The sequence below is a fragment of the Leucothrix arctica genome (assembly GCF_003172895.1).
Lineage (GTDB): Bacteria > Pseudomonadota > Gammaproteobacteria > Thiotrichales > Thiotrichaceae > Leucothrix > Leucothrix arctica.
Genome location: NZ_QGKL01000041.1, coordinates 97939 through 123578, shown reverse-complemented (window position 1 = coordinate 123578; position 25640 = coordinate 97939). Strand labels below are relative to the sequence as shown.

Here is a 25640-nt window from a genome sequence, read left to right as displayed (position 1 = left end):
AACGTTACAGCTCTGCTTGCTGTAGCGTTTCCTTAATCGCATCTCTAATATCCTTCTGCATATTCTTATCCGTTATCGGCTGATTTACCAATGTGGTGATATAGAAGATATCTTCCGCTTGCTCTCCTAATGTCGCAATTCTTGCATTGTGCACTACAATTCCTTTCGTATGAAACACTTTACTGACTCTACTAAGTAGCCCCGGTGTATCAGCTGCCTGCAGTGTTAGTATCGTTTGCTTATTAGCATTGCCTTGTGAGAAATGAACCGTCGTTGGCGTGTCAAAATATTGCAATTGGCGCGGTACTCGATAGTGACCATCGTCTATATCAAAGTTTTTCTTCTTCAGGCTTCTCTTAATAGTTTTAAGAATAACTTCCTGATCGCTTTTTAGGCTGACAGGCTTACCTTTGCTGTTTAGAAAGATAATCGTATCGAGTGCAAACCCATCATTACCTGTAGCAAGGTAGGCAGCAACGATGTTTAGTTGCATTTGCTCTAGCACCGCACAGATTTTAGGGAATAAAACATCTTTATCCTTGGTGTAGATAAATAATTGAGTACTAGTGCCTTTGGCTGCTTCTCTGATGCGAATGACGGTTTTTTTCTTTTCGGCACGTTTAAGTTCTTTTATGTGCCAAGCCTGAATGTTTACAGGTTGCTGTATCAGGTACTCTTGTCTCATGTTGGTCCAGAACTCTGAGCAGTACTCTTCCGGTACATCATCATTTGCTAGCAAGCCAAGTACAGATTCTTTTTTCTCTTGAAGCAGCTCTTGCGTGCTAATTGAGAGTGTCTCTTGTTGTTTTAAGCAGTTACTTGTTGATTTAAATAACTCGACGAGTAACGAACTTTTCCAAGCGGTCAATAAGGTAGGGTTGGTACTACGAATGTCACTGACCGTTAATAGATACAGATGATCTAAACGGTGCGGTAGCGCAATGATATCTGCAAACTTCTGTATAACTTCAGGATCACTAATATCCTTACGCTGAGCGGTTGTGCTCATAGTGAGGTGGTGTTTTACCAGCCAGCTAACAAGATTCGAGTCATAATCACTGAGTCCGTGACTCTTACAAAACTCAAGAGCATCAACTGCGCCTAGTTCTGAGTGAGAGCCTTTACGTCCTTTGGCGATGTCGTGAAACAGCGCGGCTAAGTACAGTAGTTCAGGCTTGTGAATTTTATCGAAGACTTTTGCTTGAAATGGGTTCTTTTTGCGGCCTTTTGCTATCGTTAATTGACGAAGGTTACGAACCAAGCCTAGCGTATGGTCATCGACAGTAAACGCGTGGAATAAGTCATATTGCATACGACCAACAATATTAGCAAAGGCCGGAATGTAAGCGGCTAGCACGCCGTATCGGTTCATGCGACGTAGTACAAAGGTAATCCCATTTGACTCTTTTAATATGTCTATGAAGATTTCTTTGTGTTCAGCCTTGTTTCGAAACGCGTCATTAATGAGTGGCAGGTTGTTACGAATTGCGCGAATGGTGTCAGGTGTTAGGTCTTTTAAATCGGGAGTTAACTGCAGTTGATGAAAGACGCCCAGTAATGCATGAGGGTGTTTTTTGAAAATATCAGGTGCTGAAATAGCAAGATACCCATCATCATTCATATAAAGCGGTGAAATCTCAACAGGGTCAACATTTGATGGCGGTAAAATACGTTTACGTAGGACGCCTAGTAATACTTCATTCAGACGCTCTAGTTCTGTAATTGTTCGATAGTAGCGTTGCATGAATTGTTCAACAGACTGATTGTCAGCATCTTCCGTGTAACCAAATGCGTGTGCAAGGTCGCGCTGGTAGTCGAAGAGTAGTCTATCTTCTTTTCGTGCGGCAAGCATGTGTAAGGCAAATCGTACTGACCAAAGAAAGTGTTTTCCTTCGATAAGTAGATTTAGTTCGACAGGGTTAAGCAACTTTTGTTCTGAAGATGTCGGTGTGTTTTGCAGCGTGATATTGTAAGTACGTTCAATAACCCAATCGATCGTTTGGATGTCACGTAAGCCACCAGGGCCTTCTTTAAGGTTTGGCTCAACACGATAAGCTGTATCACCATATTGGCGGTAGCGTTGGCGCTGCTCTTCCATTTTTGCGTCAAAGAAGGTGTGGCTAGGCCATATCTTATCTGTCGAAATTTGCTCATGAAGATCTTCGAATAACCCTTTATTACCAATGATGTGGCGTGACTCAATGAGATTGGTAATGACTGTTAGGTCTAACACCGCTTCTTCAACGCACTGCTCAACCGTTCTTACGCTATGGCCTATCTCAAGCCCCAAGTCCCAGAGAGATGTTAGGAAGTCAGATAGTTTTTCTTCTAGTGCGCTGTCAGGTTCGTCCTTCAGAAGTAGTAGCAGATCAACATCTGAAGCAGGGTGCATTTCAGCTCGACCATAGCCGCCAACGGCTACTAGTGAGGTCGAGTCATTATCCATCAAGCCACAGCTATTCCATAGCTCGCTTACGACGTGGTCAATAGTGTTACTGCGATCGAGTAATAGTTGCTTTATATGGACTTTTTTTTCGAAATCTTGTTTTAGTTTTAGGTAAGATTCGTCCAGTAATTCTTTAAGTATCACAGGTATTCTAAAGCCTCTTCTAGTCGTTGAGCTGGGTAAAGGGTAAGTCCCTTAATCGGTGAGCGCGGCATATTTCCTTTTGGGATAATGGCGCGTTTGAAACCATGTTTCTGTGCTTCTTTTAGTCGTTCTTCGCCGTTCGGTACGGGGCGAATTTCACCCGCAAGACCAATTTCGCCAAACACAATCATATCTGAAGGGTGTGGCTTGCTTCTAAAGCTAGATAGCGCAGCAATCATCAGCGGAAGATCTGCTGCTGTTTCAGTGATTTTTACGCCACCCACTACATTCGCAAAGACATCTTGATCAAACATAGAGATGCCACCGTGACGATGCATAACGGCTAGCAGCATGGCCATACGGTTTTGCTCTAGACCCAGTGCCACACGACGCGGTTGTGAGCCATGGCTTTCATCGACCAGTGCTTGAACCTCAACAAGTAGTGGGCGTGTACCTTCACGGGTAACCATGATGACACTGCCTGGAACGTCTTCTTCATGTCTAGACAGAAAGATGGATGACGGATTAGCGACACCTTTTAAACCCTTGTCAGTCATGGCAAATACACCAAGCTCGTTGACCGCACCAAAACGGTTTTTAACAGCACGAAGTAAGCGGTATCTGCTGCCAGGGTCACCTTCAAAGTAGAGAACAGTGTCAACCATATGCTCAAGTACACGAGGCCCAGCAAGCGTGCCTTCTTTAGTCACGTGTCCTGCGATAAAGACGGCTGTGTTTGTTTGTTTTGCGTAGCGTGTGAGCTTGGCGGTCGCTTCACGAATTTGACTAACCGACCCAGGTGCAGAAGTAAGATGCTCGGTGTAAATGGTCTGAATTGAGTCTATAACCATTACCTCCGGCTTTTCTTTGTTAGCCAGCTCGATAATGCGCTCAATGCAGGTTTCCGTAAGTAGCCGTAATGCGTCAGTGTTTAGCTCTAGGCGTTGCGCTCTCATAGAGACCTGTTGCAATGACTCTTCACCCGTCACGTATAGCGTCTTCATGTCTGGCAGACTGCAAAGTGTTTGGATGAGTATGGTTGATTTACCAATACCGGGGTCACCACCAATCAATACGACAGAGCCTTGAACTAAGCCGCCACCAAGAACACGATCTAGTTCTGACTGTCCCGTATAAGTACGTGCTTCTTCTTTTGTATCAATATCACTGACTGACTTGATACGACTGGTTTCACCCGCGTATCCCGCACGATGTGGTGCTTTGTCAGCAGGTGCAGCTGCGACAACTGTTTCTTCCTGAAGTGTGTTCCATTCATTGCAGTCGCTACATTGGCCGCCCCATTTGAGGTGTATAGAGCCACACTCCGTACACACATATTGTATTTTTGGTTTAGCCATCGTCGTTGTCCGCCATTATGTATCGCTCAATACGGGGATACAGAATTAATGTTTTTACTGCATTATTTCGTGTTTGTCTTATTTCCAAAGGGTATCCATTAATTAAAACGGTCACGCCAGGGGCAGGCAAGGAGCCAAGGTGTTCAGTGATTAAACCATTCACTGTCTTTGCTCCGTCTGTGGGTAATTCAATGTTTAGTTGGCGGTTAAGTTCTCGGGTATGCATGCTGCCATCAACCCATATTGTGCCATCATCCTGAGGGATTAATTCGCCGTTAAATAGCGTAGGGGAGAAGGCACCCACTATTTCTTCCATGATGTCTTCTAAAGTCACAATACCTTGGATTTCGCCATACTCATCAACAACAATCGCCGCTCGTCGCTTTTCTGATTGGAAGTTAATAAGTTGTTGTGTCAGTACCGTACCGGCAGGTGTGAAGTAGGCTGGCCTTATGGTTTCAGTTAAGTCGTCTCTAGAGAGTCTGTCTTCATGCAATAGCGGCAATAGCGAACGTATATTGACGAAACCTAATACGTTATCTAATTGACCTTGGTATATAAGTAGTCGTGTGTAGTGTGTATGGAGAATCTGTTCTTCTATATCATTCCAATCATCATCGATATTAATACCCGTTACGTCTGTTCGAGCAATCATAATGTCTTCGACGGTGGTGGATTGCATATCCAGCACACTAACCAGCATGTCTTGATGGGTTGCTGGTATGTTGTCACCAGACTCACTGACTACGGCCTTGAGTTCCTCATGATTAAGAGACTCCAAATTGGCGTCTTTTGGGTCTACCCCAAACAATCTGACGATCGCATTTGCGGCTAAGTTAATTAACCATACCAGCGGATAGGCTACTTTTAGCAGTGGTGTGTATACATAAGCGGATGGGAACGCGACGGCCTCAGACTTTAGTGCAGCGATGGTCTTTGGCGTTACTTCTGCAAAAATTAACAGCATGATTGTCAGCGCACCCGTGGCCAGACCGACACCAAGGTTACCGGCAAGGCGGAAGCCGATAAGTGTCGCAAGCTGAGTAATGAGGATGTTGACGAGGTTATTGCCAAGCAGTATCAACCCGATTAAACGGTCGGGCTCTTCTAGCAGTTTTGAAGCTAACCTAGCCCCTTTGTTGTGCTTAACTAGGTGCTTTAGTTTGTATCTGTTGAGCGCCATAAGCGCCGTTTCAGAGCCAGAAAAAAAGGCAGATAGTAGAAATAGAACGAATAGTATAAAGAATAATAACCCCAAGGGGATGCTGTCTATATTCACGGTGTTAGTAAGTACTCTTGAACGAATTTTGTACCAAAGAATGCCAGCATGAGTAGAGCGAATCCACTTAATGTCCAGCGAGTTGCCGTAATGCCTCTCCAACCATAACGCCATCTACCGACGATTAAGGCAGAAAATACCAGCCATGCAATTATTGAAAGAATTGTTTTGTGTGCGACGTGTTGTCCAAATAAATCTTCCAGAAAAATAAAACCAGTCAGTAACGCGATGCTTAGTAGTGTCAAGCCGACACCTATAAAGCGGAATAACAGCTTATCCATGTCTTGTAACGAAGGTAATGTCCGTAACAAAACATTAGGTTTTTGATTATGTAGCGAGTTGTGCTGATAGGCCAGAAGCACTGCCTGAATTGTGGCAATCATTAGCATGCTGTAGGCGAGTAGGGCTGAAAGAATATGTGCGCCAACACCGTTGCTGATGATGAGCGTCGCTTCACTCGGGTTGGAAAAAACCAGCTGAAGTAATAGCGCTAAAATTATGAATGGCAGTAAAAACAAACTTAGGCTTTCCAGTTTGTTGGTGCTCGATGTAACAAGGAGAACAAGGCCTGCTAGCCACATGACATGTGACGAAGCACTAAAAAAATCTAGCGCTAACTGCTGTTGATAGAACAGCGGTAAGTATAAATAGGTCGCGTGGAGGACTGTCGCGAGTACCCATGCCCATAAGTAATGTTTGGACAACGAAGGTATATCTTCACGTTTAACGGTCGCCCGCCACCCTACGGCCAGTGCGAACCACGTGCTGGCATACAAGAGAATTGCGATGGTACCAATTGTTATCATTATTTTAGTTCAGGTGAATATTCTTAGTGCATAATGGTATAATGTAACCTGCTTTGTGCATAGAGCGTAATGGCTAAGATTTTTTTTAGTTAATGTTGCCTCGCTCAGTACATCCATTAATACGCTAGTAACAATTAAAAAAGTACTAATAATATGTTTGAGAATTTAAGCGATCGCCTGTCGGATACGGTCAAAAAGTTACGCGGTCAAGCGAGACTTACTGACGATAATATTAAAGATGCTTTACGTGAAGTGCGTATGGCTTTACTGGAAGCTGACGTTGCGCTGCCAGTTGTTCGTGACTTCGTCTCACGTGTAAAAGAGCGAGCGGTTGGTAAAGAAGTTATTTCTAGCCTGTCTCCGGGTCAAGCCCTAATCAAGATCGTAAATGACGAACTTGTTGAGACGATGGGTAAGGCCAACGAATCACTAGACCTTAATGCCCAACCCCCAGCTGTTATTTTGATGGCGGGTTTGCAGGGTGCGGGTAAAACGACTACCGCTGGTAAGCTAGCGCAGTTGTTGAAAACACGTGAAAAGAAAAAAGTTGGTGTGGTCAGTTGTGATATTTACCGACCAGCTGCGATCAAGCAGTTAGAAACATTGGCAGAACAAACCGGTGCGGTTTTCATACCAAGTAGTATTGATCAGTCGCCAGTAGAGATTGCTCGTAATGCGTTGGCAGAAGCTAAAAAGCAGTATCTTGATGTATTGATTGTCGATACAGCGGGTCGCTTGCATATTGATTCTGAGATGATGGCAGAGATTCAAGCGGTTCATGCTGAGATAACGCCGGTAGAAACACTGTTTGTTGTCGATAGTATGACCGGACAGGATGCTGCGAATACGGCAAAAGCCTTTGGTGATGCATTACCGCTAACAGGTGTTGTGTTAACGAAAGCGGATGGTGATTCTCGAGGTGGTGCAGCATTATCCGTAAGGCAAATCACTGGTAAGCCAATCAAGTTTATCGGTATGGGTGAGAAGCTTGATGCGCTTGAGCCATTCCATCCCGATCGTATTGCGTCTCGTATCTTAGGTATGGGTGACGTGCTGTCACTTGTCGAAGAAGCGCAGCGTAATGTTGACCATAAGCAATCACAGAAGTTAGCGAAAAAGCTTAATAAGGGTAAAGGCTTCGATTTAGAAGACCTTAAAACTCAAATGATGCAGATGGAAAAGATGGGCGGTATGAGCGGTATGGTCGATAAATTACCGGGTATGGGTAAGATGGCCGATGTTGTTAACCAAGAGTCAACCAAGATACAAACAAAGCGCATGGTTGCTGTTATTAACTCAATGACTCCGCAAGAACGTCGTGCTCCTGATTTGATTAAAGGCTCACGTAAGCGCCGAATCGCTAATGGTTGTGGGCTTCAGATTCAAGATGTTAATCGCTTGTTGAAGCAGCACAAGCAGATGAGCAAGATGATGAAGAAGTTCTCCGGTGGTGGTTTGAAGAAGATGATGCGCGGAATGCAAGGTCAGTTACCTCCTGGAATGGGCGGTGGTGGCGGTGGTTTTCCCGGAATGTAATGTTTAAAAAGGCCCGCTAGAAATAGTGGGCCTTTTTTGTTTAAAGTTTGTGAGTGTACTGAAGAAGGTAGCTAGACTTGCTTAAGTGGGCTTTAACTTTTTGTTTTTTGCCGTACTTGAAGCTAGTTAACTTATTTAAGGCTCGTTTAGCCCGTTTGATGCTTTTGGATATCTTGCTGTCGCGCTTAACTGAGGTTGTTTTCTCAAAAGTATGTTTCTTTTTTTCTACAAGGCTGAAGCTGATTAGCTTCGATGTGTCAATCTCAAGTACTAATGTCGCGCTTTTTGGTGTGATATCGCTTGCTGAGCATAGGTTGCATGCGCCAAATGATAAAGTGAAGGCGAGTGCGTAGGGTGTAATTGTTCTTATGTGATTCATGGATGATCCTCGGGGGCGGCTCATTTGTTTATTATAATTTTTATATTGCCTTTAGATGCTATAATCCTCAGGATTTTATGATTCGTACGTACCCCTCAAATGACACTAACGTGTTGAAAATGAAGCGGACATGGCTAGATAATTACATATTATTTAGGCTGTTTCTATCATGAGATGTACGGGCGGCACTAATCGACGTGTGAACTATTACAGTATTCTTTGTAAATACCTCTTTTAATATTTCAAGATTAGAGTACAATTCCGCGTTTCCTTTTCTGACAGGATGCCTCGTGCTGTCCTGACAACTGACTGAAGATATTAAGTATGGTTACAATTCGTATGGCAAGAGGCGGTTCTAAGAAGCGTCCATTTTACTCTATCGTAGTTACTGATTCTCGTAAGCCACGCGATAGTGGTTATATTGAGCGTCTAGGTTACTTCAACCCAAGCGCACGTGGACAAGAAGTTCGTCTACATCTTGAGCAAGAGCGCATTACACATTGGCTTGGTTTAGGCGCACAGCCTAGCGACCGTGTTGCTACATTGCTAAAAGATGCTGCTAAGACTGCTGTTGCAGCAGCATAAGTTATCAGCACTTTACAAATGGTTGAAGATCAAGAGTCTCTAGTAGAGTTAGGTAATATCAACGGTGTGTTTGGTATTCAGGGTTGGGTGAAGATATTTTCTTATACCAATCCTCGTATTCAAATAACTGATTACCGTCGCTGGCTAGTGAAGCACAAAGGTTCAGAGTCTGAATACAAAGTTCTTAGAGGGCGTGTTCAGGGGAAGTCGATAGTCGCACAGTTAGAAGGTGTTGATGATCGGAACCAAGCTGAGGCTTTGGTTGGTGCAGAGCTTTTTGTAAGATCTGATCAGCTAGAAAAGTTAGAAAAAGGCGAATATTACTGGTCTCAATTGATTGGTTTGAAAGTAGTTAATTTACAAGATGTTGAATTAGGTACTGTCGATTGGTTATTTGAAACGGGCAATAATGACGTCATGGTTGTTGATGGTGAAAGAGAGCGTTTTATTCCTTACATTAAAGATAACTTTGTGAAAAATGTTGATTTAGAATCTGGAAAGATTTTGGTTGATTGGGATGCAGAATTTTAAAAATGCAATTCTCGGTCATAACGCTGTTTCCAGAGTTGGTTGAATCAGTTGTTGCCGAAGGTGTAGTAGGTCGTGCTGAAAAGCGCGGTTTGATGGAATTAAAGTGTGTTAATCCTAGAGATTTCACCGAAGATGTTCATCGAACTGTAGATGACAGGCCTTATGGTGGCGGACCAGGCATGCTTATGCGGCCTGATTGTTTGTTAAAAACAATACGTTCAGAGCGTGAGCGACTTGGTAAGGCTAAAGTTATTTACTTAAGTCCCCAAGGGAAGCCTTTAGAGCAGTCAATGCTTCAAGCATTGAGCGAAGAAGGTAGCGCTATTTTGCTTTGCGGTCGATATGAAGGTATTGATGAGCGTGTAATTGATCTTGAAGTGGACGAAGAATGGTCCATAGGCGATTACGTGCTAAGCGGTGGTGAGTTAGCTGCGATGGTTGTAGTAGATGGTGTGACACGGTTGTTACCTGAAGCCTTAGGGCATAAGGGGTCAGCTATTGAAGATTCATTTACTGATGGTCTTTTAGATTGTCCGCATTATACTAGGCCAGAAAGAATTGAAGACCTTGACGTGCCAAAGGTTTTGTTGAGTGGAAATCACCAGCATATAGAGAAATGGCGCAAGAAGCAGGCTTTGGGAAGAACGCAATTAAGGCGTCCTGATTTACTGCAAAACACAGAATTAAATGAGTCAGACAAGGTTCTACTCATTGAGTTTATGAAAGAAATAAAGACTTCAGAGGTTAAGTCATGAGTTTAATTATTCAACAGCTCGAAGCTGAGCAAATGAAAAAAGAAATCCCAGAATTTGGCCCTGGAGATACGGTTGTAGTTCAGGTCAAAGTTCGTGAAGGTGATCGTGAGCGTCTACAGGCGTTTGAAGGTGTTGTAATCGCTACTCGTAGTCGTGGTTTGAACTCTTCATTCACTGTTCGTAAGATCTCTTACGGTGAAGGTGTTGAGCGTGTATTCCAGACTCACAGCGCACAAATCGGTAACATTGAAGTTAAGCGTCGCGGTGCAGTTCGTCGTGCGAAGCTTTATTACCTACGTGGTTTGACTGGTAAAGCAGCAAGAATCAAAGAGAAAGTATAAGTCCTACGACTTATCTTCTTTTAAAAAAAGCCGGTACCTTGTAAAAGGTATCGGCTTTTTTTATGTCTGCCGTAAAGTATCGGTTTGAGTTATAGAGTATTGCCATACAGCAGCTATTCAGTTGCGTTGTCATAGAGTACTAAGACAATAATTAAAATAATAAAGGTTCTAAGGTATTGTGGCTTCCTTCATAGATCCATTCACGCTCGCGGGTATTTGCCTTGCGTTATCACTTGTGGGTGCAGTAGCTTATTTTTTGTATAAACGTCGTCGATCGCCGGTAACAGTGTCGGCATCTTCTGACTTGTTTGATATAAAAAGAGAAGTTATAAAAGTAGTGCCTTTTCCTGTTGCTGTAATAACGGGGCAGTACCTTATTGTCTATTTAAACCCGGCAGCTGAGGCGTTATTTGATAGCCCTATGCGTCGAAGTGTTGGGTTGTCAGTATCTAGTTTATTTATCCTTAAAAATTCTCAGACTAAAAACCCATTAAGAAACTTTCTAGAAGGAAGTGATACGGATAATGCTGCGCATTTTTCGAAATCAATAAGTTGTGTTGTGGATTACAACAGAGTTATTGATGCGGATATGAATGTGACTATTGAGACTATCGGTGACTCTCCTGAGTTGGGGCATAAGCAATATGCAATCTTCTTAGAGGATATGACGGCAACGAAAAGGGTTGAAAATCAGCTAAGGTATTTGCGACTACATGACAGTCAGACAGGCTTGCTAAGCCGTAACGCTTTCGAGTTAAAGTTAAGGTCGGCTTTAGATGACTCGAGAAAGCATGGTTCAACACATGTGTTTGCAACATTGTCGATTGATCAGTTCAAAACAATTAATGATACCTTGGGTTATGACGCAGGAGAGTCTCTGCTTAAAAAGGTGTCGGCAGTTTTGAAGAAAATATTGCCATCAGGTGGGCAAGGCATCAGTGGTCGCCTGTCTGGTAATGAGTTTGGTGTAATGTTTCGCGAAAGTACAGTGGCCGCTGCAACCCATAAAATGAAGTTAATTCGTGAAGAAATTGCTGAGTTTAGATTTGATTGGAATTCTAGAAAATTCTCAGTCACTTTGAGTGGTGGTTTTGTTGTTATCCAGAAAGGCGCTACATCAGTATCTAAAGTCCTGACTGAGTCAGACATCGCCTGTCGTGCTGCTAGAAATAGTGGTGGTAATCGAATTCTGGCCTTCAGAAAAGACAGTAAAGAGATGCGACAAGAGCAGAGTTCAATGGAAGGGCTTTGGGAGCTAAAGCAGGCCTTTGAAAATGATAGTTTTCAGCTCTACGCGCAGCCAATTCACCCTCTAAAACAAGAAGAATTCGCCAAACCGTATTATCACTACGAGTTGTTAATTCGAATGTTTACTGAGGATGGGCGCTTTGTTCCACCCGATGACTTTATTCCAGTAGCCGAGTATTTCTCTATGATGAATGAGTTGGATCGATGGGTGGTCAAGGAAGCGTTTAGGCATATCTCTAAGATCAAGCAAGCTGATCCGCTACCAGTGTTTTCAATTAATTTGTCAGGCCAGAGCCTATGTGAGTTTGGTTTCTTAGATTACGTGTTAAATCTTATTCAAGAATCAAAAGTAGACCCAAAGATGGTTTGTTTTGAGATTACAGAGGCAGTTGCAGTCGGTGATATGGAGATGGGTGAGCGCTTCATTAAAACCTTAAAGGCTTTAGGGTCTAGCTTTGCGCTTGATGACTTTGGAACGGGTGTTAGTTCATATGGTTACCTTCAGTCTCTAGATGTTGATTATTTGAAGATAGATGGTATTTTCGTGAAAGAATTAATGACTGATAAAGTGTCACGAGACATTGTTCAGTCAGTCACTCAGGTAGGCCATACGATGAATCTAAAGGTCGTTGCTGAGTATGTAGAAAATGATAAAATAATGGCCGTACTGCGAGGTATGGGTGTTGATTACGGTCAGGGTTATGGGATATCAAGACCAAAGCCAATTGAAGAGATGATTGCTCCACATATATAAGCCCTTCTAAAGTGCTTGTTAAAAGTAATCTTTCCAGCGAGGTCTGTGTGACTCGCTTTCTTGGCCCTATTCAGGGTCAATACTAAATAGTAAAAAACAATAAGTTGTATTTTCTACTAATTCTAGGGTTTCCATTACCGCACATTAAGTGTGCAGGAAGCCACTTATCGGAAAAAGTGATACTATTTAGTTAATCAAAAAAATCACTGGAAATTAAGAATAAAATGAAAGTTCATATTTTGGGTATTTGTGGCACCTTTATGGGTGGGGTTGCGACGTTGGCTCGTGCGGAAGGGCACGAAGTAAGCGGTGCTGATGAAAATGTTTACCCGCCGATGAGTACTTTGTTGGAATCACAGGGTATTGATATACAGCAAGGCTTTCATAGTAGTGATATCCCAAAAGATGTAGATCAGGTGGTTGTGGGTAATGTTATGACTCGTGGCAAGGCCGTTGTTGAAGACATGTTGGATCAGCGTCTTAGATATACGTCTGGCCCTCAGTGGTTATACGAAAATGTTCTGCAGGATCGTTGGGTTTTAGCAGTTGCGGGCACCCATGGTAAAACCACAACGGCAAGTATGTTGGCGTGGATTTTAGAGTACGCAAAGATGTCGCCAGGTTTTCTAATCGGTGGTGTGCCGGAAAACTTTGGTGTGTCTGCTCGTTTAGGTGATACACCTTTTTTCGTTGTAGAGGCTGATGAGTACGATACTGCCTTCTTTGATAAGCGTTCGAAATTCGTTCATTATCATCCGCGTACCTTGGTTCTAAATAATCTTGAGTATGATCATGCCGATATCTTCCCTGATCTAGACGCTATAAAAACCCAGTTCCATCATTTAATGCGCACCGTGCCAAGTAATGGTTTGGTAGTGAGCAATAGTGAAGAAAGTAACCTTCAAGACGTATTGGATAAAGGCTGCTGGACGCCAGTTGAAACTTTTGCATCATCATCTCCCGATGCAACTTGGACAGTTGAATTAAAAGATGAGTTTGGAGGAGAGTTTGAGGTTTACCTGAAAGGTGAGTTGCAGGGTACCGTTTCGTGGTCTTTGATGGGGCAGCATAATATTAGTAATGCACTGGCTTCAATTGCTGCAGCGAGACATGTTGGTGTACCTGCTGAACACGCTATTGATGCGTTGTCAGAATTCAAAGGTGTTAAACGTCGCATGCAGCTACGTGGTGAGGTCGGTGGCGTTCGTGTTTATGATGATTTCGCACATCATCCAACAGCGATCGAAACAACACTTAGCGGTTTACGTAAAAATGTTGGGGATAAGCGCATTGTTGCTATTTTAGAGCCACGCTCGAATACGATGCGTATGGGTGTGCATGAAGGCCGTTTGGCTGAGTCTTTAGCGTTGGCGGATGAGGTGATTCTGTTTCAGCCTGAGGGTTTAGATTGGGATTTGCATCATGTAACGGATGCGATGTCAGATAAGGCAAAAATTCTCGAGAGTACCGATGCGATAGTGGATTACTTGGTAAGTATTGCAACTACGGGTGATCAGTTCTTAATTATGAGTAACGGTGGTTTTGGCGGTATTCATGATAAGTTGCTGACTGGGCTAGAGGCAAAGTTATGAGCAAGATTCCTGATGTAGTGACGCTGATTATGACTGGGGCCTCCGGTGCTCAGTATGGTTTGCGCTTGCTTCAGGTGTTGGTTGAAAAGGGCGTTAAAGTGAATTTATTGCTTTCTCGCCCTGGGCAATTAGTGATTAATATGGAAACTGACTTGAAGGTGCCGGGTAGGGCTAAGGAAGCTCAGAAGTACTTCACTCAATTATATGGCGCTGCAGATGGTCAAATCAGTGTGTTTGAACGTGAGCAATGGGCTTCCCCAATAGCGAGTGGTAGTGGCGTTTCAGATGCTACGGTTGTGTGTCCGTGTACAGCGTCAACATTATCTGCGATTGCGGTTGGGGCCAGTAAAAGCCTAATAGAGCGAGCGGCTGATGTTTGCTTAAAAGAGCGTAAAAAACTAATTTTAGTCATACGTGAAACGCCATTCTCTGATATTCATTTAGAAAATATGTTGAAGTTGTCACGTATGGGAGCGGTGATTATGCCTGCCAACCCTGGTTTCTACTGGAAGCCTAAGAGTATTGATGAGTTAATCGATTTTATGGTGGCGAGGATTTTAGATCATCTAAATGTTCCCCACGAACTGACGCATCGATGGGGTGATGAAGGCTCTTTTTCTTGATATTCAAGAGGCAAGCCCCTATATTCCCATGTTCAAATAAAATATAAGGAGCCTGTTGTGGCCACCGTCGATATTACAGCTGAAACGTTCGAAGAAACTATTGAAAAGAATGAAATCGTTATTGTAGATTTCTGGGCTGAGTGGTGCGGACCATGTAAGTCTTTTGCGCCTATTTATGAAGAAGTTTCTAAGGAATATGATGATGTCGTATTCGGTAAGATCGATACAGAAGCTCAGCAAGAGCTTGCATCACACTTTCAGATTCGTTCAATTCCAACACTGATGATCTTCCGTGAGCAAGTTGTTCTATACTCTGAAGCGGGTATGTTGAATAACACTCAACTGAAAGAAGTGATTAGTAAGGTACAAGAGCTAGATATGGCGACAGTTCATGCAGAGATTGCTAAACAGCAAGCTGCAGAAGAATAAGCTATTATTGGTTAGAATTGTTTTTGGCGCTGCTCTTTAGTTTAACAAGAGTGGCGTTTAGGGTTTCGCGGAGAAAAATACTTAGTTATGAATCCAGATTATCTAGATTTTGAACAGCCCATTGCCAAGCTACAAGCTCAGATAGAAGAGTTGCGCTCGGTTAGTGACCAAGATATTAACCTGACTGATGATGTGGCCCGTTTAGAAAAAAAGGCTGAATCCTTAACTACGTCTATATTTTCAAAACTTACTGCAAAGCAAGTTGGTCAAATAGCGCGTCACCCTAAGCGTCCATATACGTTGGATATTGTTAACGGCATATGTACCGACTTCCAAGAGCTACATGGTGATCGTATGTATGCGGATGACCATGCAACGGTTGGCGGTATTGCTCGCTTTGAAGGTCGTCCAGTGATGATTATTGGTCATCAAAAAGGGCGCGACACAAAAGAAAATATTCGCCGTAACTTCGGCATGCCAAGACCTGAAGGTTACCGTAAAGCATTGCGCCTTTTACGTTTGGCTGAGAAGTTTCACTTGCCAGTATTGACGTTTATCGACACCGCTGGAGCATATCCAGGTATTGGTGCTGAAGAGCGTGGACAGAGTGAAGCGATTGCTCGTAACTTGTTTGAAATGGCTAAGCTTAAAACGCCAATCATTGCGACAATTATGGGTGAAGGTGGGTCTGGTGGTGCATTGGCAATCGGTGTTGGTGACATTGTACAGATGATGCAGTATTCAACGTATTCAGTTATTTCGCCAGAAGGTTGTGCGTCAATCCTTTGGAAGAGTGCTGATAAAGCCGCTGAAGCTGCTGAAGCGATGGGTATAACTGCTCAGAAGCTACATGCTTTGGGTCTGGTTGATCGTATTATTCCAGAGCCTATAGGTGGTGCACACCGTGATTATGCTGCAACGATGGATAGCTTGCGTGAAGCAATTAAGGGTAGTCTACGAGAAGTAGGTGCTCTAAATACTCAGCAGCTTTTAGATCGTCGTTATGAGCGTTTAATGAGCTACGGTCAGTTTGAGTCATGATCTGCTAGCTGAAATTTCTCTGCTGTTCTCTGTGCTGGGGCAGCGAAAATTTCTGGTCGCCTATAGTGGAGGCCTAGATTCACACGTGCTTCTTCATGTGATGAGTCAAATTCCCGATATAAGCTTGCGAGCCGTGTATATAGATCATGGCTTGCAAGAGTCCTCGCTATGGTGGGGGCGACATTGCAGAGGTATCTGTAGTGACCTTTCTGTTCCTTTTCAGTTAATTCCTCTTAATCTCCAAGTACCATCGGGCGAAAGTCTTGAGGCTTATGCGCGCGACAAGCGTTATCAAGCGTTTGCAGGTCTATTGGAAGAGGGTGAGGTACTGTTGACTGGGCATCATCAAAACGATCAAGCTGAAACGTTATTGATTCAATTGATGCGTGGGGCTGGTGGTGCAGGTTTGTCTGCGATGCCAATGATTACTTCGTTCTCTGGTGGTCACTTGATGAGGCCTTTTTTAAACTTCCATCGCTCTGCCCTGGAAGATTATGCGGCTAAGTATCAGCTCGACTTTGTGGAAGACGAGAGTAATGCAGACCTTCGTTATGATCGAAATTACCTTAGGCATCAAATATTACCTCAGCTAGAAGATCGCTGGCCTGGTTGTTATGGGACGTTGGCTCGTGCAGCATTACTGCAGGGTGAGACGCAGCGCTTGTTAGATGGTTATTTATCTGAAGATATGACGTCGATGACCGGATCGGTTGTGGGTACTTTGTCAGTTAAGGCGCTTAAGCAGTGTGAATCCGCCAGGCAGCGTGCTTTATTGCGGTTATGGATCACAACTTCTGGCTTTATAGCGCCGTCTGCGAAGAAGCTTCAGCACGTTGTGTCAGACGCCTTGTTTTGTTCAGAAGAGGCTTCTCCTTGTGTTCACTGGGGGAGTGTAGAAGTGCGTCGTTTTCGTGATGATCTTTATGCGATGGAAGCATTGTCTGAGCATGACGAGTCTCAGTCGTTCTATTGGGATGAGTTGAGTGAGGACTTGCCAGTAGAATCTCTTGGTTTATCGTTACAATCGTCGTTGCTCGGTGGTTGGAGGGCGTTGGCTCAGCAAGAAGAGATAGGGCTAACTGTAAAGTTTCGACAGGGTGGGGAATCAATAAAACCATCTGGGCGAGATAAATCAATCAGTCTCAAAAACTTGTTTCAACAACTTGCTGTACCGCCTTGGATGCGATCGCGTATGCCACTCATTTATTTCAAGGATGACTTAATTATGGTGTATGGCTTGTGTCAGGTGGAGCTAGACTAACTCGAAGTATTAGGTTTGTTTTATTGGAATGCTACCAGCGCAGTTTCATCAAGTTCTTTTTTGTCGACCTTTAAATATGCTATGCCTTCTTCTATGGCGATAGCGACTTCTTTGATTCCCTTTATTTCATAGAGTGCAATAGTCGTCGCTTGGCTGTCTTGCAGCATCAACGGGCTAAGTTTAACTAACTGACTTTTGTAGAAGTGAGGTTTTGGTAGTGATATTGCAGCGACTAGCCATACCAATGCTGCGCACCCGCCGAATAAAAATACCGCGCTTTGGCTGTTGTGCTCAAGCAAGAAGCCGCCCGTAATACCGCCCACAAATATTCCCATAAATTGCCATGTGCTAAAGATGCCCATGGCTGTGCCCTTATTGCTAACACTAGAATATTTCGCGACAAGTGACGGTTGTATTGCTTCAAGAAAATTAAAGCTTATAAAGAACATTAGAAAACTGGCGAGTACTAAGTAGTTGGTTTCTAGTCCGAATGATAACCCTAATTGCGCCAGTATTAGCGTTGCGACTGTACCAATGAGGAGTGGTTTAATCTTTTGGTACTTCTCGGCAATAATAATTAAAGGTAGAGCGAAGATGAATGACAGTGCAAATACCGGTAAGTAGATTTTCCAGTGCGACGCGCTCTCAATATTCATTTGGTTCTTAAAGAGTAGAGGGAGTACGGTGAAGTTTGCGGTCATCACCATGTGCAAAATGAACACCCCAATGTTCATTCTCAATAAGTTGGCATTCTTAATTGCCGGTAGTAAGTAGTCGCTCATAACGCCAGCATCGCGATGATGGAAGAGTTTTTTGGGTGTTGGAACTACGAATGCAACAAGACCGATACCGACAAGTGCAAGTAGTGCTGTAATCCAAAAGATGCCTGAAAGACCGTACCAGTCGTTTATGAGCGGGCCAACAACCATTGCAACAGCGAATGCGACACCGATAGTCATTCCAATGCTCGCCATGACCTTGGCTCGGTTGTTTTCTTCGGTTAGGTCGGCGGCTAGTGCCATAGTTGCTGCGGCGATAGCGCCCATGCCCTGAATAGCCCTACCAATAATAATGCTGTAGATGTTATCTGAGAGTGCTGAAACCACGCTACCAATAGCAAAAATAATCAGTCCCGCAATAATAATTCGTTTACGTCCAAAGCGGTCAGACATGAGTCCGAGCGGAATTTGGAAAGTTGCTTGAGTAAGGCCGTAGATCCCTATGGCTAAGCCAATTAGGAAGGGTGTGGCTTCTTCAAAATTCTCAGCGTACAGCGGTAGTACTGGCAAAATCATGAATAAACCAAGCATTCGAACAGCATAAACAGCGGCTAGGGATAGAGCGGTACGGCGTTCAAGTTTATTCATGGGGAGATAACAAGGTTGTCATGAGGTTGGCAAGTCGGCATATTAGCAGATAATTTTTTGAAAGAAGAATATCCCACAGTGAAAAAAATCAGTTTGCGCGGAGCGCGTACCCATAACCTCAAAAATATTGATATTGATTTACCTCGTGATAAGTTAATCGTTATTACAGGGTTGTCAGGTTCGGGTAAGTCATCATTAGCCTTTGATACGATATTTGCGGAAGGACAGAGACGTTATGTCGAGTCTCTGTCGTCTTATGCTCGTCAGTTTTTATCGATGATGGAGAAGCCGGATCTTGATCATATTGAAGGTTTGTCTCCAGCTATCTCTATTGAGCAGAAAACAACATCGCACAACCCTCGCTCAACGGTAGGTACGGTAACGGAGATCTATGACTATCTGCGTTTACTTTATGCGCGTGCAGGTCAGCCTAGGTGTCCTGAGCATGGTCAGGAGCTAGAGGCTCAGACTGTCTCGCAAATGGTGGATGCTGTCATGGCACTACCGGAAGGGTCTAAGCTGATGTTGCTTGCGCCGGTTGTGCGCAATCGAAAAGGTGAGTATGCAAAGCTATTTGAAGAGTTGCGTGCTCAGGGCTTCTTGCGAGCTAGGATTAATGGTGAAGTGTGTGAGTTAGATGACACACCAACATTAGCACTTCGTAAAAAACATACGATTGAAGTCGTTGTGGATCGTTTCAAGGTACGTGAAGACTTAGCGTTGCGTTTGTCTGAGTCATTTGAGACCGCCTTGCGAATCGCTGATGGTTTGGCGGGTGTCGCTTGGATGGATGATTCGGGTAATGAGGAGTTAATGTTCTCTGCTAACTACGCCTGTGCGCATTGTGGATATTCGTTACCTGATTTGGAGCCGCGCTTATTCTCATTCAATAGTCCAAGTGGTGCATGTCCAACATGTGATGGTCTAGGTGTGCATCAAGCGTTTGATGAAGCCCGTGTAGTGAGTAAGCCAGAGTTGAGTTTGGCTGAAGGTGCTGTGCGTGGTTGGGACCGTAGAAATGCTTACTACTTTCATCTGATAGATTCGCTAGCCGCAGAATATGGTTTTGATGTAGATACGCCCTATAAGAAACTACCAAAGAGCGTCCGTGATGTACTAATGCATGGAAGTGGTAAGAAAGAAATTGAGTTCCGTTATGTGGGTCAAAAGGGGCAGGTCTACCAAAAGATGCATCCATTTGAAGGTATTCTAAATAATCTAGACCGACGTTATCGGGATACTGACTCTAATGGTGTGCGTGAAGAGTTGATGAAATACCTTTCAACGCATACTTGTCCAAGTTGTGAAGGTGCGCGTTTAAATCTCGCGGCACGAAATGTATTTGTTGATAATAAAGATTTGTCAGAAATAACTGAGTGGGCGATTGGCGATACGTTGTTATTCTTTACTGAGTTGGAGTTACCCGGTAAGCAAGGTCAGATCGCCGAAAAAATTCTACGAGAAATCAAACTGCGCTTAGAGTTCTTGGTGAATGTCGGATTGGACTATTTGTCGCTAAATCGTAGTGCTGATAGTTTGTCGGGCGGAGAGTCGCAGCGAATTCGTCTAGCTTCGCAGATTGGTGCAGGTCTAGTGGGTGTCATGTATGTATTAGATGAGCCGTCAATAGGTTTGCATCAGCGTGATAATGATCGATTACTAAAGACGCTTATTCACCTTCGTGACTTGGGTAATACGGTCATTGTCGTTGAGCATGATGAAGATGCAATTAGATTGGCTGACTATGTGGTTGATATAGGGCCGGGAGCGGGTGTGCATGGTGGTCGCATTATCGCGGAAGGAACACCCGAAGAAGTTATGGCGGTTGAAGAGTCATGTACAGGGCAGTTCTTGTCGGGTAAGCGAGCAATTGAAGTACCTAAGAAGCGTGTACCAATAGATAAAGATAAAGTGCTCCGTATGATCGGTGCTGAAGGTAATAACTTAAAAAATGTCACGGCAGAAATCCCTATAGGTGTGATGACCTGTATTACGGGGGTGTCAGGTTCGGGTAAGTCAACGTTAATCAATGCAACACTGTATCCAAATATAGCTAAGTTCTTAAATGGATCGAGTGACGTTGGAGCAAAAGTAAAAGAGATAGAAGGTTTAGACTATTTAGATAAGGTTGTTGATATCAGTCAAAGCCCTATAGGGCGTACACCGCGATCTAACCCTGCAACCTATACAGGTGTGTTTACGCCTATACGCGACTTATTCGCTGCTACACAGGAGGCTAGGTCACGTGGTTATACACCGGGGCGCTTTAGTTTCAATGTAAAGGGTGGTCGCTGTGAGGCTTGTCGTGGTGATGGTGTGATAAAGGTGGAGATGCATTTCCTGCCTGACGTTTATGTGCCCTGCGATGCATGTGAGAGTAAGCGATATAATCGAGAGACTCTGGATATACGCTTTAAGGGTAAGAATATCTACGAAGTATTAGCAATGACCGTAGAAGAAGCGGTTGTGTTTTTCAGTGCTATACCAGGTATTCATAATAAATTGTCTGCCATGATGGATGTGGGTCTCTCGTATATAACGTTAGGGCAGAATGCGACGACGTTATCAGGTGGTGAGGCGCAGCGTGTAAAACTGGCTAAGGAGTTATCCAAGCGAGGAACAGGTAAGACCATCTATATATTGGATGAGCCAACGACAGGTTTGCACTTTCATGATGTGGATGTATTGCTAAAGGTATTGCATCGACTAAGAGATGAAGGAAATACTGTTGTTATTATTGAGCATAATCTGGATGTTATCAAAACTGCAGACTGGGTTATTGACCTTGGGCCAGAGGGTGGTAATAAAGGTGGAAAGATTATTGCTGTTGGCACACCGGAGCAGGTGGCAAAAAAGAAAGGTTCGTATACCGGTAAGTATTTGAAGCAAGTTTTAGAAAAGACAAAATAAAGTGTAAATGTTTGAGTGGGTGTGTTTTTGGGTGATTGTAGTCAGTTAGAAGCTAGTGAAGATGAAGGATTGTTGTAGTTATCTAGATGAAAAATCTGTGGAATCAATAATTTATAAAAACGAAGATATGACTGAGTAGCCTAGGCGCAGAAAGGTTTGAACAGGTCTAAAAGGTGATGTGTGTTTCGGCTAAGTAAATTATTTTTATTAAATTGAAAAAAAGATGAATTAAAAGGTTGACAGGGTAGGGTGTTTCGCACAAAATGCCGCCCTCGTTTGGAGGGATTCCCGAGCGGTCAAAGGGGGCAGACTGTAAATCTGCTGCTTCGGCTTCGGAGGTTCGAATCCTCCTCCCTCCACCAAATTGAGCATGTGCGGATTTACATTAATTTGTAAATCCGCATTTGTGTAAAGAAGCTTTGCTTCTTGCAAAGGGTTAAATAGGCGGGTGTAGCTTAATGGTAAAGCTCCAGCCTTCCAAGCTGATCACGTGGGTTCGATTCCCATCACCCGCTCCATTGTAAGAAAAAGCTGAGTTAGATAGTTGTTGGCCCATATAGCTCAGCTCGGTAGAGCGCATCCTTGGTAAGGATGAGGTCACCGGTTCAAATCCGGTTATGGGCTCCATTATATATTTTGAATAAATCTCTACTACAAGGTGTTGCGAGATGTCTAAAGAAACTTTTGTACGTTCGAAGCCGCACGTTAACGTCGGCACAATTGGTCACGTTGATCATGGTAAAACTACGTTAACCGCAGCACTGACTAAGGTCATGGCAGAGAAGATGGGTGGTGCTGTAAGAGCATTTGACGAAATCGATAACGCTCCTGAAGAAAAGGCACGTGGTATCACTATCTCAACGTCACACGTTGAGTATGAGTCTGAGACTCGTCATTACGCTCACGTTGACTGCCCAGGTCACGCGGATTATGTAAAGAATATGATTACTGGTGCTGCGCAGATGGATGGCGCGATTCTAGTATGTGGTGCTACAGATGGCCCGATGCCTCAAACTCGTGAGCACATCTTGTTGTCTCGCCAGGTAGGTGTTCCATATATCGTTGTATACTTGAACAAAGCTGATCTACTTGCTGAAGATTGCGGTGGTTACGGTTCTGAAGAGTACAATGAAATGGTTGAGCTTGTTGAGATGGAGCTACGCGACATCCTAGAAGCTAACGAATTTGGCGACGATACTCCAATCGTTGTTGGTTCGGCTCTAATGGCCCTTCAAGGTGAAGATACAGATGAGTTGGGTGTTTCATCAGTAGTTAAGTTGGTTGATGCTCTTGATACGTTTATTCCTCTTCCACAGCGTGCTGTTGAAGGTGACTTTATCATGCCTGTAGAAGATGTTTTCTCTATCTCTGGTCGTGGTACTGTTGTTACTGGTCGTATCGAGCGTGGTGTTATCAACGTTGGTGATGAAGTTGAGATTGTCGGTATCCGTGAGATGCAGAAGTCAACTTGTACTGGTGTTGAGATGTTCCGTAAGCTTCTTGATCGTGGAGAAGCTGGTGATAACGTAGGTATCCTTCTTCGTGGTACTAAGCGTGAAGATGTTGAGCGTGGTCAGGTTCTTTGTAAGCCTGGTTCAATCAACCCTCACACTAAGTTCGAAGCTGAGATCTATGTTTTGTCGAAGGATGAAGGTGGTCGTCATACTCCTTTCTTCTCTAACTACCGTCCACAGTTTTACTTCCGTACCACGGATGTAACAGGTGCATGTGAGTTACCAGAAGGTGTTGAGATGGTTATGCCTGGTGATAACATCAAGATGGTTGTTACACTAATCAATCCTATCGCAATGGATGAAGGTCTACGCTTCGCGATTCGTGAGGGTGGCCGTACTGTTGGTGCTGGTGTTGTAGCGAAAGTTATTGCTTAAGATAGCTTAGTTGTTATAATCCCGTTCCAATGCAAAAAACGAGGGAACATCCTTCCCTCGTTTTTGTTGTTTCAGCTAGTTTAAGATGTATTTTAAATTAGGCCAGTAGCTCAATTGGCAGAGCGACGGTCTCCAAAACCGTAGGTTGGGGGTTCGATTCCCTCCTGGCCTGCCATCTGAAACACAATAAGATTAAATACAAATAGGTGATTAAATAGATGTCAACTAATGCTGAGCCTAAAAGTTCAACACTCGATATAGTTAAGCTAGTGCTTGCGCTTGGTTTGTTGGTCGCTTCTATAGTTGGTTTTTACTTATTCGAAGAAGCTTCTTTGCTTTACCGTGTTCTAGGTCTGCTAGCTGTAGCAGGTTTGGGTGTGTTCGTTGCTTCAACGACGAATAAAGGTAAAGGTCTGCTTTCGTTTATGGGAGCTGCACGTACAGAAGTTCGCAAGGTCGTCTGGCCTTCGCGTCAAGAAACAATGCAAACCACTTTGATGGTTTTTATCATTGTGACCATTCTTTCTATCTTTCTATGGTTTGTAGATATGCTCTTAGGTTGGGGCGTTAAAGTTCTACTTGCGACTGGAGGTTAATGTAATGGCTATGCGATGGTATGTTGTTCATGCGTATTCAAATTTCGAAGCACGTGTAAAAGCGTCTATTGAAGAAAGAATAGAAAGACTTAGTCTGCATGATTATTTTGGCAATATCTTGGTTCCAACTGAAGAAGTAGTTGAGATGCGAGATGGTCAAAAGCGAAAAAGTTCAAGAAAGTTTTTCCCAGGTTATGTTTTAGTTGAAATGGACATGAACGATGAGTCATGGCATTTAATTAAAGACACACCTAAAGTTTTAGGCTTCATTGGTGGTACCAGTGATAAGCCAGCTCCAATCACTGAGAAAGAAGCGAATGCGATAATGAATCGCATAGAGGAGGGTGTTGATGCTCCTCGTCCTAAAGTTCTGTTTGAAGTGGGTGAAGTTGTTCGTGTTAAAGATGGTCCGTTCAATGACTTTAATGGAGTTGTTGAAGAGGCTAATTACGAGAAGAGTAAGTTACTTGTCTCGGTACAGATTTTCGGACGCTCAACACCAGTTGAGCTAGAGTTCTTTCAGGTTGAAAAGATCTGATTTTAGATAGTCTACTGGGAAGCTGAGAAGCGTTATTACCCACTGGAGAATAGAATGGCTAAGAAAGTACAAGCATATATTAAGTTGCAGGTTCCTGCAGGTAAAGCAAATCCAAGTCCGCCAGTAGGTCCAGCATTGGGTCAGCACGGTGTTCAAATTATGGAATTTTGTAAGGCGTTCAATGCTGCTACACAGAGCATGGAAGCTGGTTTACCGATTCCTGTAGTAATTACAGTTTATAATGACCGTAGTTTTACGTTCGTTACTAAAACTCCTCCGGCGGCAGTACTGATTCTGAAGGCTTTAGGTCTTAAGAGCGGTAGTGCAACTCCTAACAGTGTAAAAGTTGGTACGATGTCTCGTGAGCAACTTGAAGAAATTGTTAAGATGAAAGAGCCTGATCTGACTGCAGCCAATATGGATGCAGCGGTTCGTACAATTGCCGGTACTGCTCGCAGTATGGGTGTAGATGTGGAGGGAGTGTAAGATGGCTAAGCTAACAAAACGTCAAAAGCAGATTGCTGAGAAAGTAAATCCAGAAACTGTTTATGGTATTACTGAAGGTTTTGATCTTCTTAAGAGTCTACCTCAAGTTAAATTCACAGAAAGTATTGATGTGAGTATTAACCTAGGTGTTGATGCAAAGAAGTCTGATCAAGTTGTACGTGGTGCTACAGTACTGCCAAACGGTACTGGTAAGACAGTTCGTGTTGCTGTGTTTACACAGGGTGCAAATGCAGAGGCTGCTAAAGAAGCCGGTGCAGATATTGTTGGGTTCGAAGATTTAGCTGAAGAAGTTAAGAAAGGCAACATGGATTTCGATGTTGTTATTGCTAGTCCAGATGCTATGCGTATCGTAGGTCAGTTGGGTCAGATTCTTGGTCCACGTGGTCTAATGCCTAACCCTAAGGTTGGTACAGTTACGCCAAACGTTGCTGAAGCAGTAAAGAATGCTAAGTCTGGTCAGGTACGTTACCGTACAGATCGTGGTGGAATCGTTCATTGCCGTATCGGAAGTGTTGACTTTGAATCTGCTAAGCTGGAAGAGAACCTTATTTCTTTGCTAGCTGCTTTGAATAAAGGTAAGCCTTCTACAGCGAAGGGTATCTTCTTCAAGAAAGTTTCAGTATCTACAACTATGGGTCCAGGCCTTGTTGTTGATCATACTGCGATCAAGTTTTAAAAATATTTAAAACACATATTCTCGGATATGTGTTTTACTATGCCCCTTG

22 protein-coding genes and 4 tRNA genes are annotated in these 25640 nt (G+C 43.6%); 21 read left to right on the top strand and 5 right to left on the bottom strand.

Annotated elements, in window-relative coordinates; genetic code table 11:
- Positions 1 to 4: 4 nt before the first annotated feature.
- Genes glnD through DKT75_RS16835 form a run of 4 tightly spaced genes read right to left on the bottom strand, consistent with a single transcriptional unit; the run spans position 5 to position 6033 of the window.
- The gene (gene glnD / locus DKT75_RS16850) at positions 5 to 2590 is read right to left on the bottom strand and encodes a [protein-PII] uridylyltransferase (protein WP_158278898.1); all 2586 of its coding nucleotides are present in this window, start codon (positions 2588 to 2590) and stop codon (positions 5 to 7) included.
- A complete protein-coding gene (gene radA / locus DKT75_RS16845) occupies positions 2587 to 3948 on the bottom strand; it encodes a DNA repair protein RadA (protein ID WP_109824935.1) in 1362 nt (453 codons plus the stop codon). Before radA ends, glnD begins: the two co-directional genes overlap by 4 nt.
- The gene (locus DKT75_RS16840) at positions 3941 to 5227 is read right to left on the bottom strand and encodes an HlyC/CorC family transporter (RefSeq protein WP_211665472.1); all 1287 of its coding nucleotides are present in this window, start codon (positions 5225 to 5227) and stop codon (positions 3941 to 3943) included. Before DKT75_RS16840 ends, radA begins: the two co-directional genes overlap by 8 nt.
- On the bottom strand, positions 5224 to 6033 hold the full coding sequence (locus tag DKT75_RS16835) for a cytochrome C assembly family protein (RefSeq protein WP_109824933.1): 810 nt from the start codon (positions 6031 to 6033) through the stop codon (positions 5224 to 5226). The genes DKT75_RS16840 and DKT75_RS16835 overlap by 4 nt, the downstream gene beginning before the upstream one ends.
- Before the next feature lie 153 nt (positions 6034 to 6186).
- Here DKT75_RS16835 and ffh point away from each other — a divergent pair, with 153 nt between their 5' ends.
- From ffh to tilS, 11 genes are all read left to right on the top strand, one after another.
- On the top strand, positions 6187 to 7569 hold the full coding sequence (ffh, locus tag DKT75_RS16830; RefSeq protein WP_109824931.1) for a signal recognition particle protein: 1383 nt from the start codon (positions 6187 to 6189) through the stop codon (positions 7567 to 7569).
- A 703-nt stretch (positions 7570 to 8272) separates the two neighbouring features.
- A complete protein-coding gene (gene rpsP / locus DKT75_RS16820; RefSeq protein WP_109824927.1) occupies positions 8273 to 8533 on the top strand; it encodes a 30S ribosomal protein S16 in 261 nt (86 codons plus the stop codon).
- Positions 8534 to 8551: 18 nt separating this feature from the next.
- Positions 8552 to 9064: a ribosome maturation factor RimM gene (gene rimM, locus DKT75_RS16815; protein WP_109824925.1), complete on the top strand. Its 513-nt coding sequence runs from the start codon at positions 8552 to 8554 to the stop codon at positions 9062 to 9064.
- Positions 9065 to 9066: 2 nt separating this feature from the next.
- On the top strand, positions 9067 to 9819 hold the full coding sequence (gene trmD, locus DKT75_RS16810; RefSeq protein WP_109824923.1) for a tRNA (guanosine(37)-N1)-methyltransferase TrmD: 753 nt from the start codon (positions 9067 to 9069) through the stop codon (positions 9817 to 9819).
- Entirely contained in the window at positions 9816 to 10160 is a 345-nt protein-coding gene (rplS, locus tag DKT75_RS16805; RefSeq protein ID WP_109824921.1) for a 50S ribosomal protein L19, read from the top strand. Before trmD ends, rplS begins: the two co-directional genes overlap by 4 nt.
- A 178-nt stretch (positions 10161 to 10338) precedes the next feature.
- A complete protein-coding gene (locus tag DKT75_RS16800; protein ID WP_109824919.1) occupies positions 10339 to 12162 on the top strand; it encodes a sensor domain-containing protein in 1824 nt (607 codons plus the stop codon).
- A gap of 224 nt (positions 12163 to 12386) precedes the next feature.
- Positions 12387 to 13754 carry a UDP-N-acetylmuramate:L-alanyl-gamma-D-glutamyl-meso-diaminopimelate ligase gene (gene mpl / locus DKT75_RS16795; protein WP_109824917.1) on the top strand — a complete coding sequence of 456 codons (1368 nt, stop codon included), beginning with the start codon at positions 12387 to 12389 and terminating at the stop codon, positions 13752 to 13754.
- Positions 13751 to 14377 (top strand): UbiX family flavin prenyltransferase, encoded by a 627-nt coding sequence (locus DKT75_RS16790; protein WP_109824915.1) that lies wholly within the window; start codon positions 13751 to 13753, stop codon positions 14375 to 14377. Before mpl ends, DKT75_RS16790 begins: the two co-directional genes overlap by 4 nt.
- A 57-nt stretch (positions 14378 to 14434) precedes the next feature.
- On the top strand, positions 14435 to 14806 hold the full coding sequence (trxA, locus tag DKT75_RS16785; protein WP_109824913.1) for a thioredoxin: 372 nt from the start codon (positions 14435 to 14437) through the stop codon (positions 14804 to 14806).
- An 87-nt stretch (positions 14807 to 14893) separates the two neighbouring features.
- Positions 14894 to 15847 (top strand): acetyl-CoA carboxylase carboxyl transferase subunit alpha, encoded by a 954-nt coding sequence (gene accA / locus DKT75_RS16780; protein WP_109824911.1) that lies wholly within the window; start codon positions 14894 to 14896, stop codon positions 15845 to 15847.
- 31 nt (positions 15848 to 15878) lie between these two features.
- A complete protein-coding gene (tilS, locus tag DKT75_RS16775) occupies positions 15879 to 17108 on the top strand; it encodes a tRNA lysidine(34) synthetase TilS (protein WP_281271434.1) in 1230 nt (409 codons plus the stop codon).
- Positions 17109 to 17128: 20 nt separating this feature from the next.
- Here tilS and DKT75_RS16770 read toward each other — a convergent pair whose 3' ends face one another.
- The gene (locus tag DKT75_RS16770) at positions 17129 to 18475 is read right to left on the bottom strand and encodes an MFS transporter (protein WP_109824907.1); all 1347 of its coding nucleotides are present in this window, start codon (positions 18473 to 18475) and stop codon (positions 17129 to 17131) included.
- A gap of 78 nt (positions 18476 to 18553) precedes the next feature.
- Between DKT75_RS16770 and uvrA the strand changes: the two genes are divergently transcribed.
- The 10 genes from uvrA to rplA all read left to right on the top strand — a co-directional run bounded on the left by uvrA (position 18554) and on the right by rplA (position 25591).
- On the top strand, positions 18554 to 21385 hold the full coding sequence (gene uvrA, locus DKT75_RS16765; protein ID WP_109824905.1) for an excinuclease ABC subunit UvrA: 2832 nt from the start codon (positions 18554 to 18556) through the stop codon (positions 21383 to 21385).
- A 278-nt stretch (positions 21386 to 21663) separates the two neighbouring features.
- Positions 21664 to 21747, top strand: a tRNA-Tyr gene (locus DKT75_RS16760).
- 82 nt (positions 21748 to 21829) lie between these two features.
- Positions 21830 to 21903 (top strand) — tRNA-Gly (locus tag DKT75_RS16755).
- Positions 21904 to 21935: 32 nt separating this feature from the next.
- Positions 21936 to 22012 (top strand) — tRNA-Thr (locus tag DKT75_RS16750).
- Between the two features lie 41 nt (positions 22013 to 22053).
- On the top strand, positions 22054 to 23274 hold the full coding sequence (gene tuf / locus DKT75_RS16745) for an elongation factor Tu (RefSeq protein WP_109824903.1): 1221 nt from the start codon (positions 22054 to 22056) through the stop codon (positions 23272 to 23274).
- A 99-nt stretch (positions 23275 to 23373) separates the two neighbouring features.
- Positions 23374 to 23449 (top strand) — tRNA-Trp (locus tag DKT75_RS16740).
- Between the two features lie 43 nt (positions 23450 to 23492).
- Positions 23493 to 23870: a preprotein translocase subunit SecE gene (secE, locus tag DKT75_RS16735; RefSeq protein WP_109824901.1), complete on the top strand. Its 378-nt coding sequence runs from the start codon at positions 23493 to 23495 to the stop codon at positions 23868 to 23870.
- A 4-nt stretch (positions 23871 to 23874) separates the two neighbouring features.
- On the top strand, positions 23875 to 24408 hold the full coding sequence (nusG, locus tag DKT75_RS16730; protein WP_109824899.1) for a transcription termination/antitermination protein NusG: 534 nt from the start codon (positions 23875 to 23877) through the stop codon (positions 24406 to 24408).
- A gap of 54 nt (positions 24409 to 24462) precedes the next feature.
- Positions 24463 to 24894, top strand: coding sequence for a 50S ribosomal protein L11 (gene rplK / locus DKT75_RS16725; RefSeq protein WP_109824897.1), 432 nt, complete (start codon positions 24463 to 24465; stop codon positions 24892 to 24894).
- 1 nt (position 24895) lies between these two features.
- Positions 24896 to 25591, top strand: coding sequence for a 50S ribosomal protein L1 (gene rplA / locus DKT75_RS16720; RefSeq protein WP_109824895.1), 696 nt, complete (start codon positions 24896 to 24898; stop codon positions 25589 to 25591).
- Positions 25592 to 25640 lie beyond the last annotated feature (49 nt).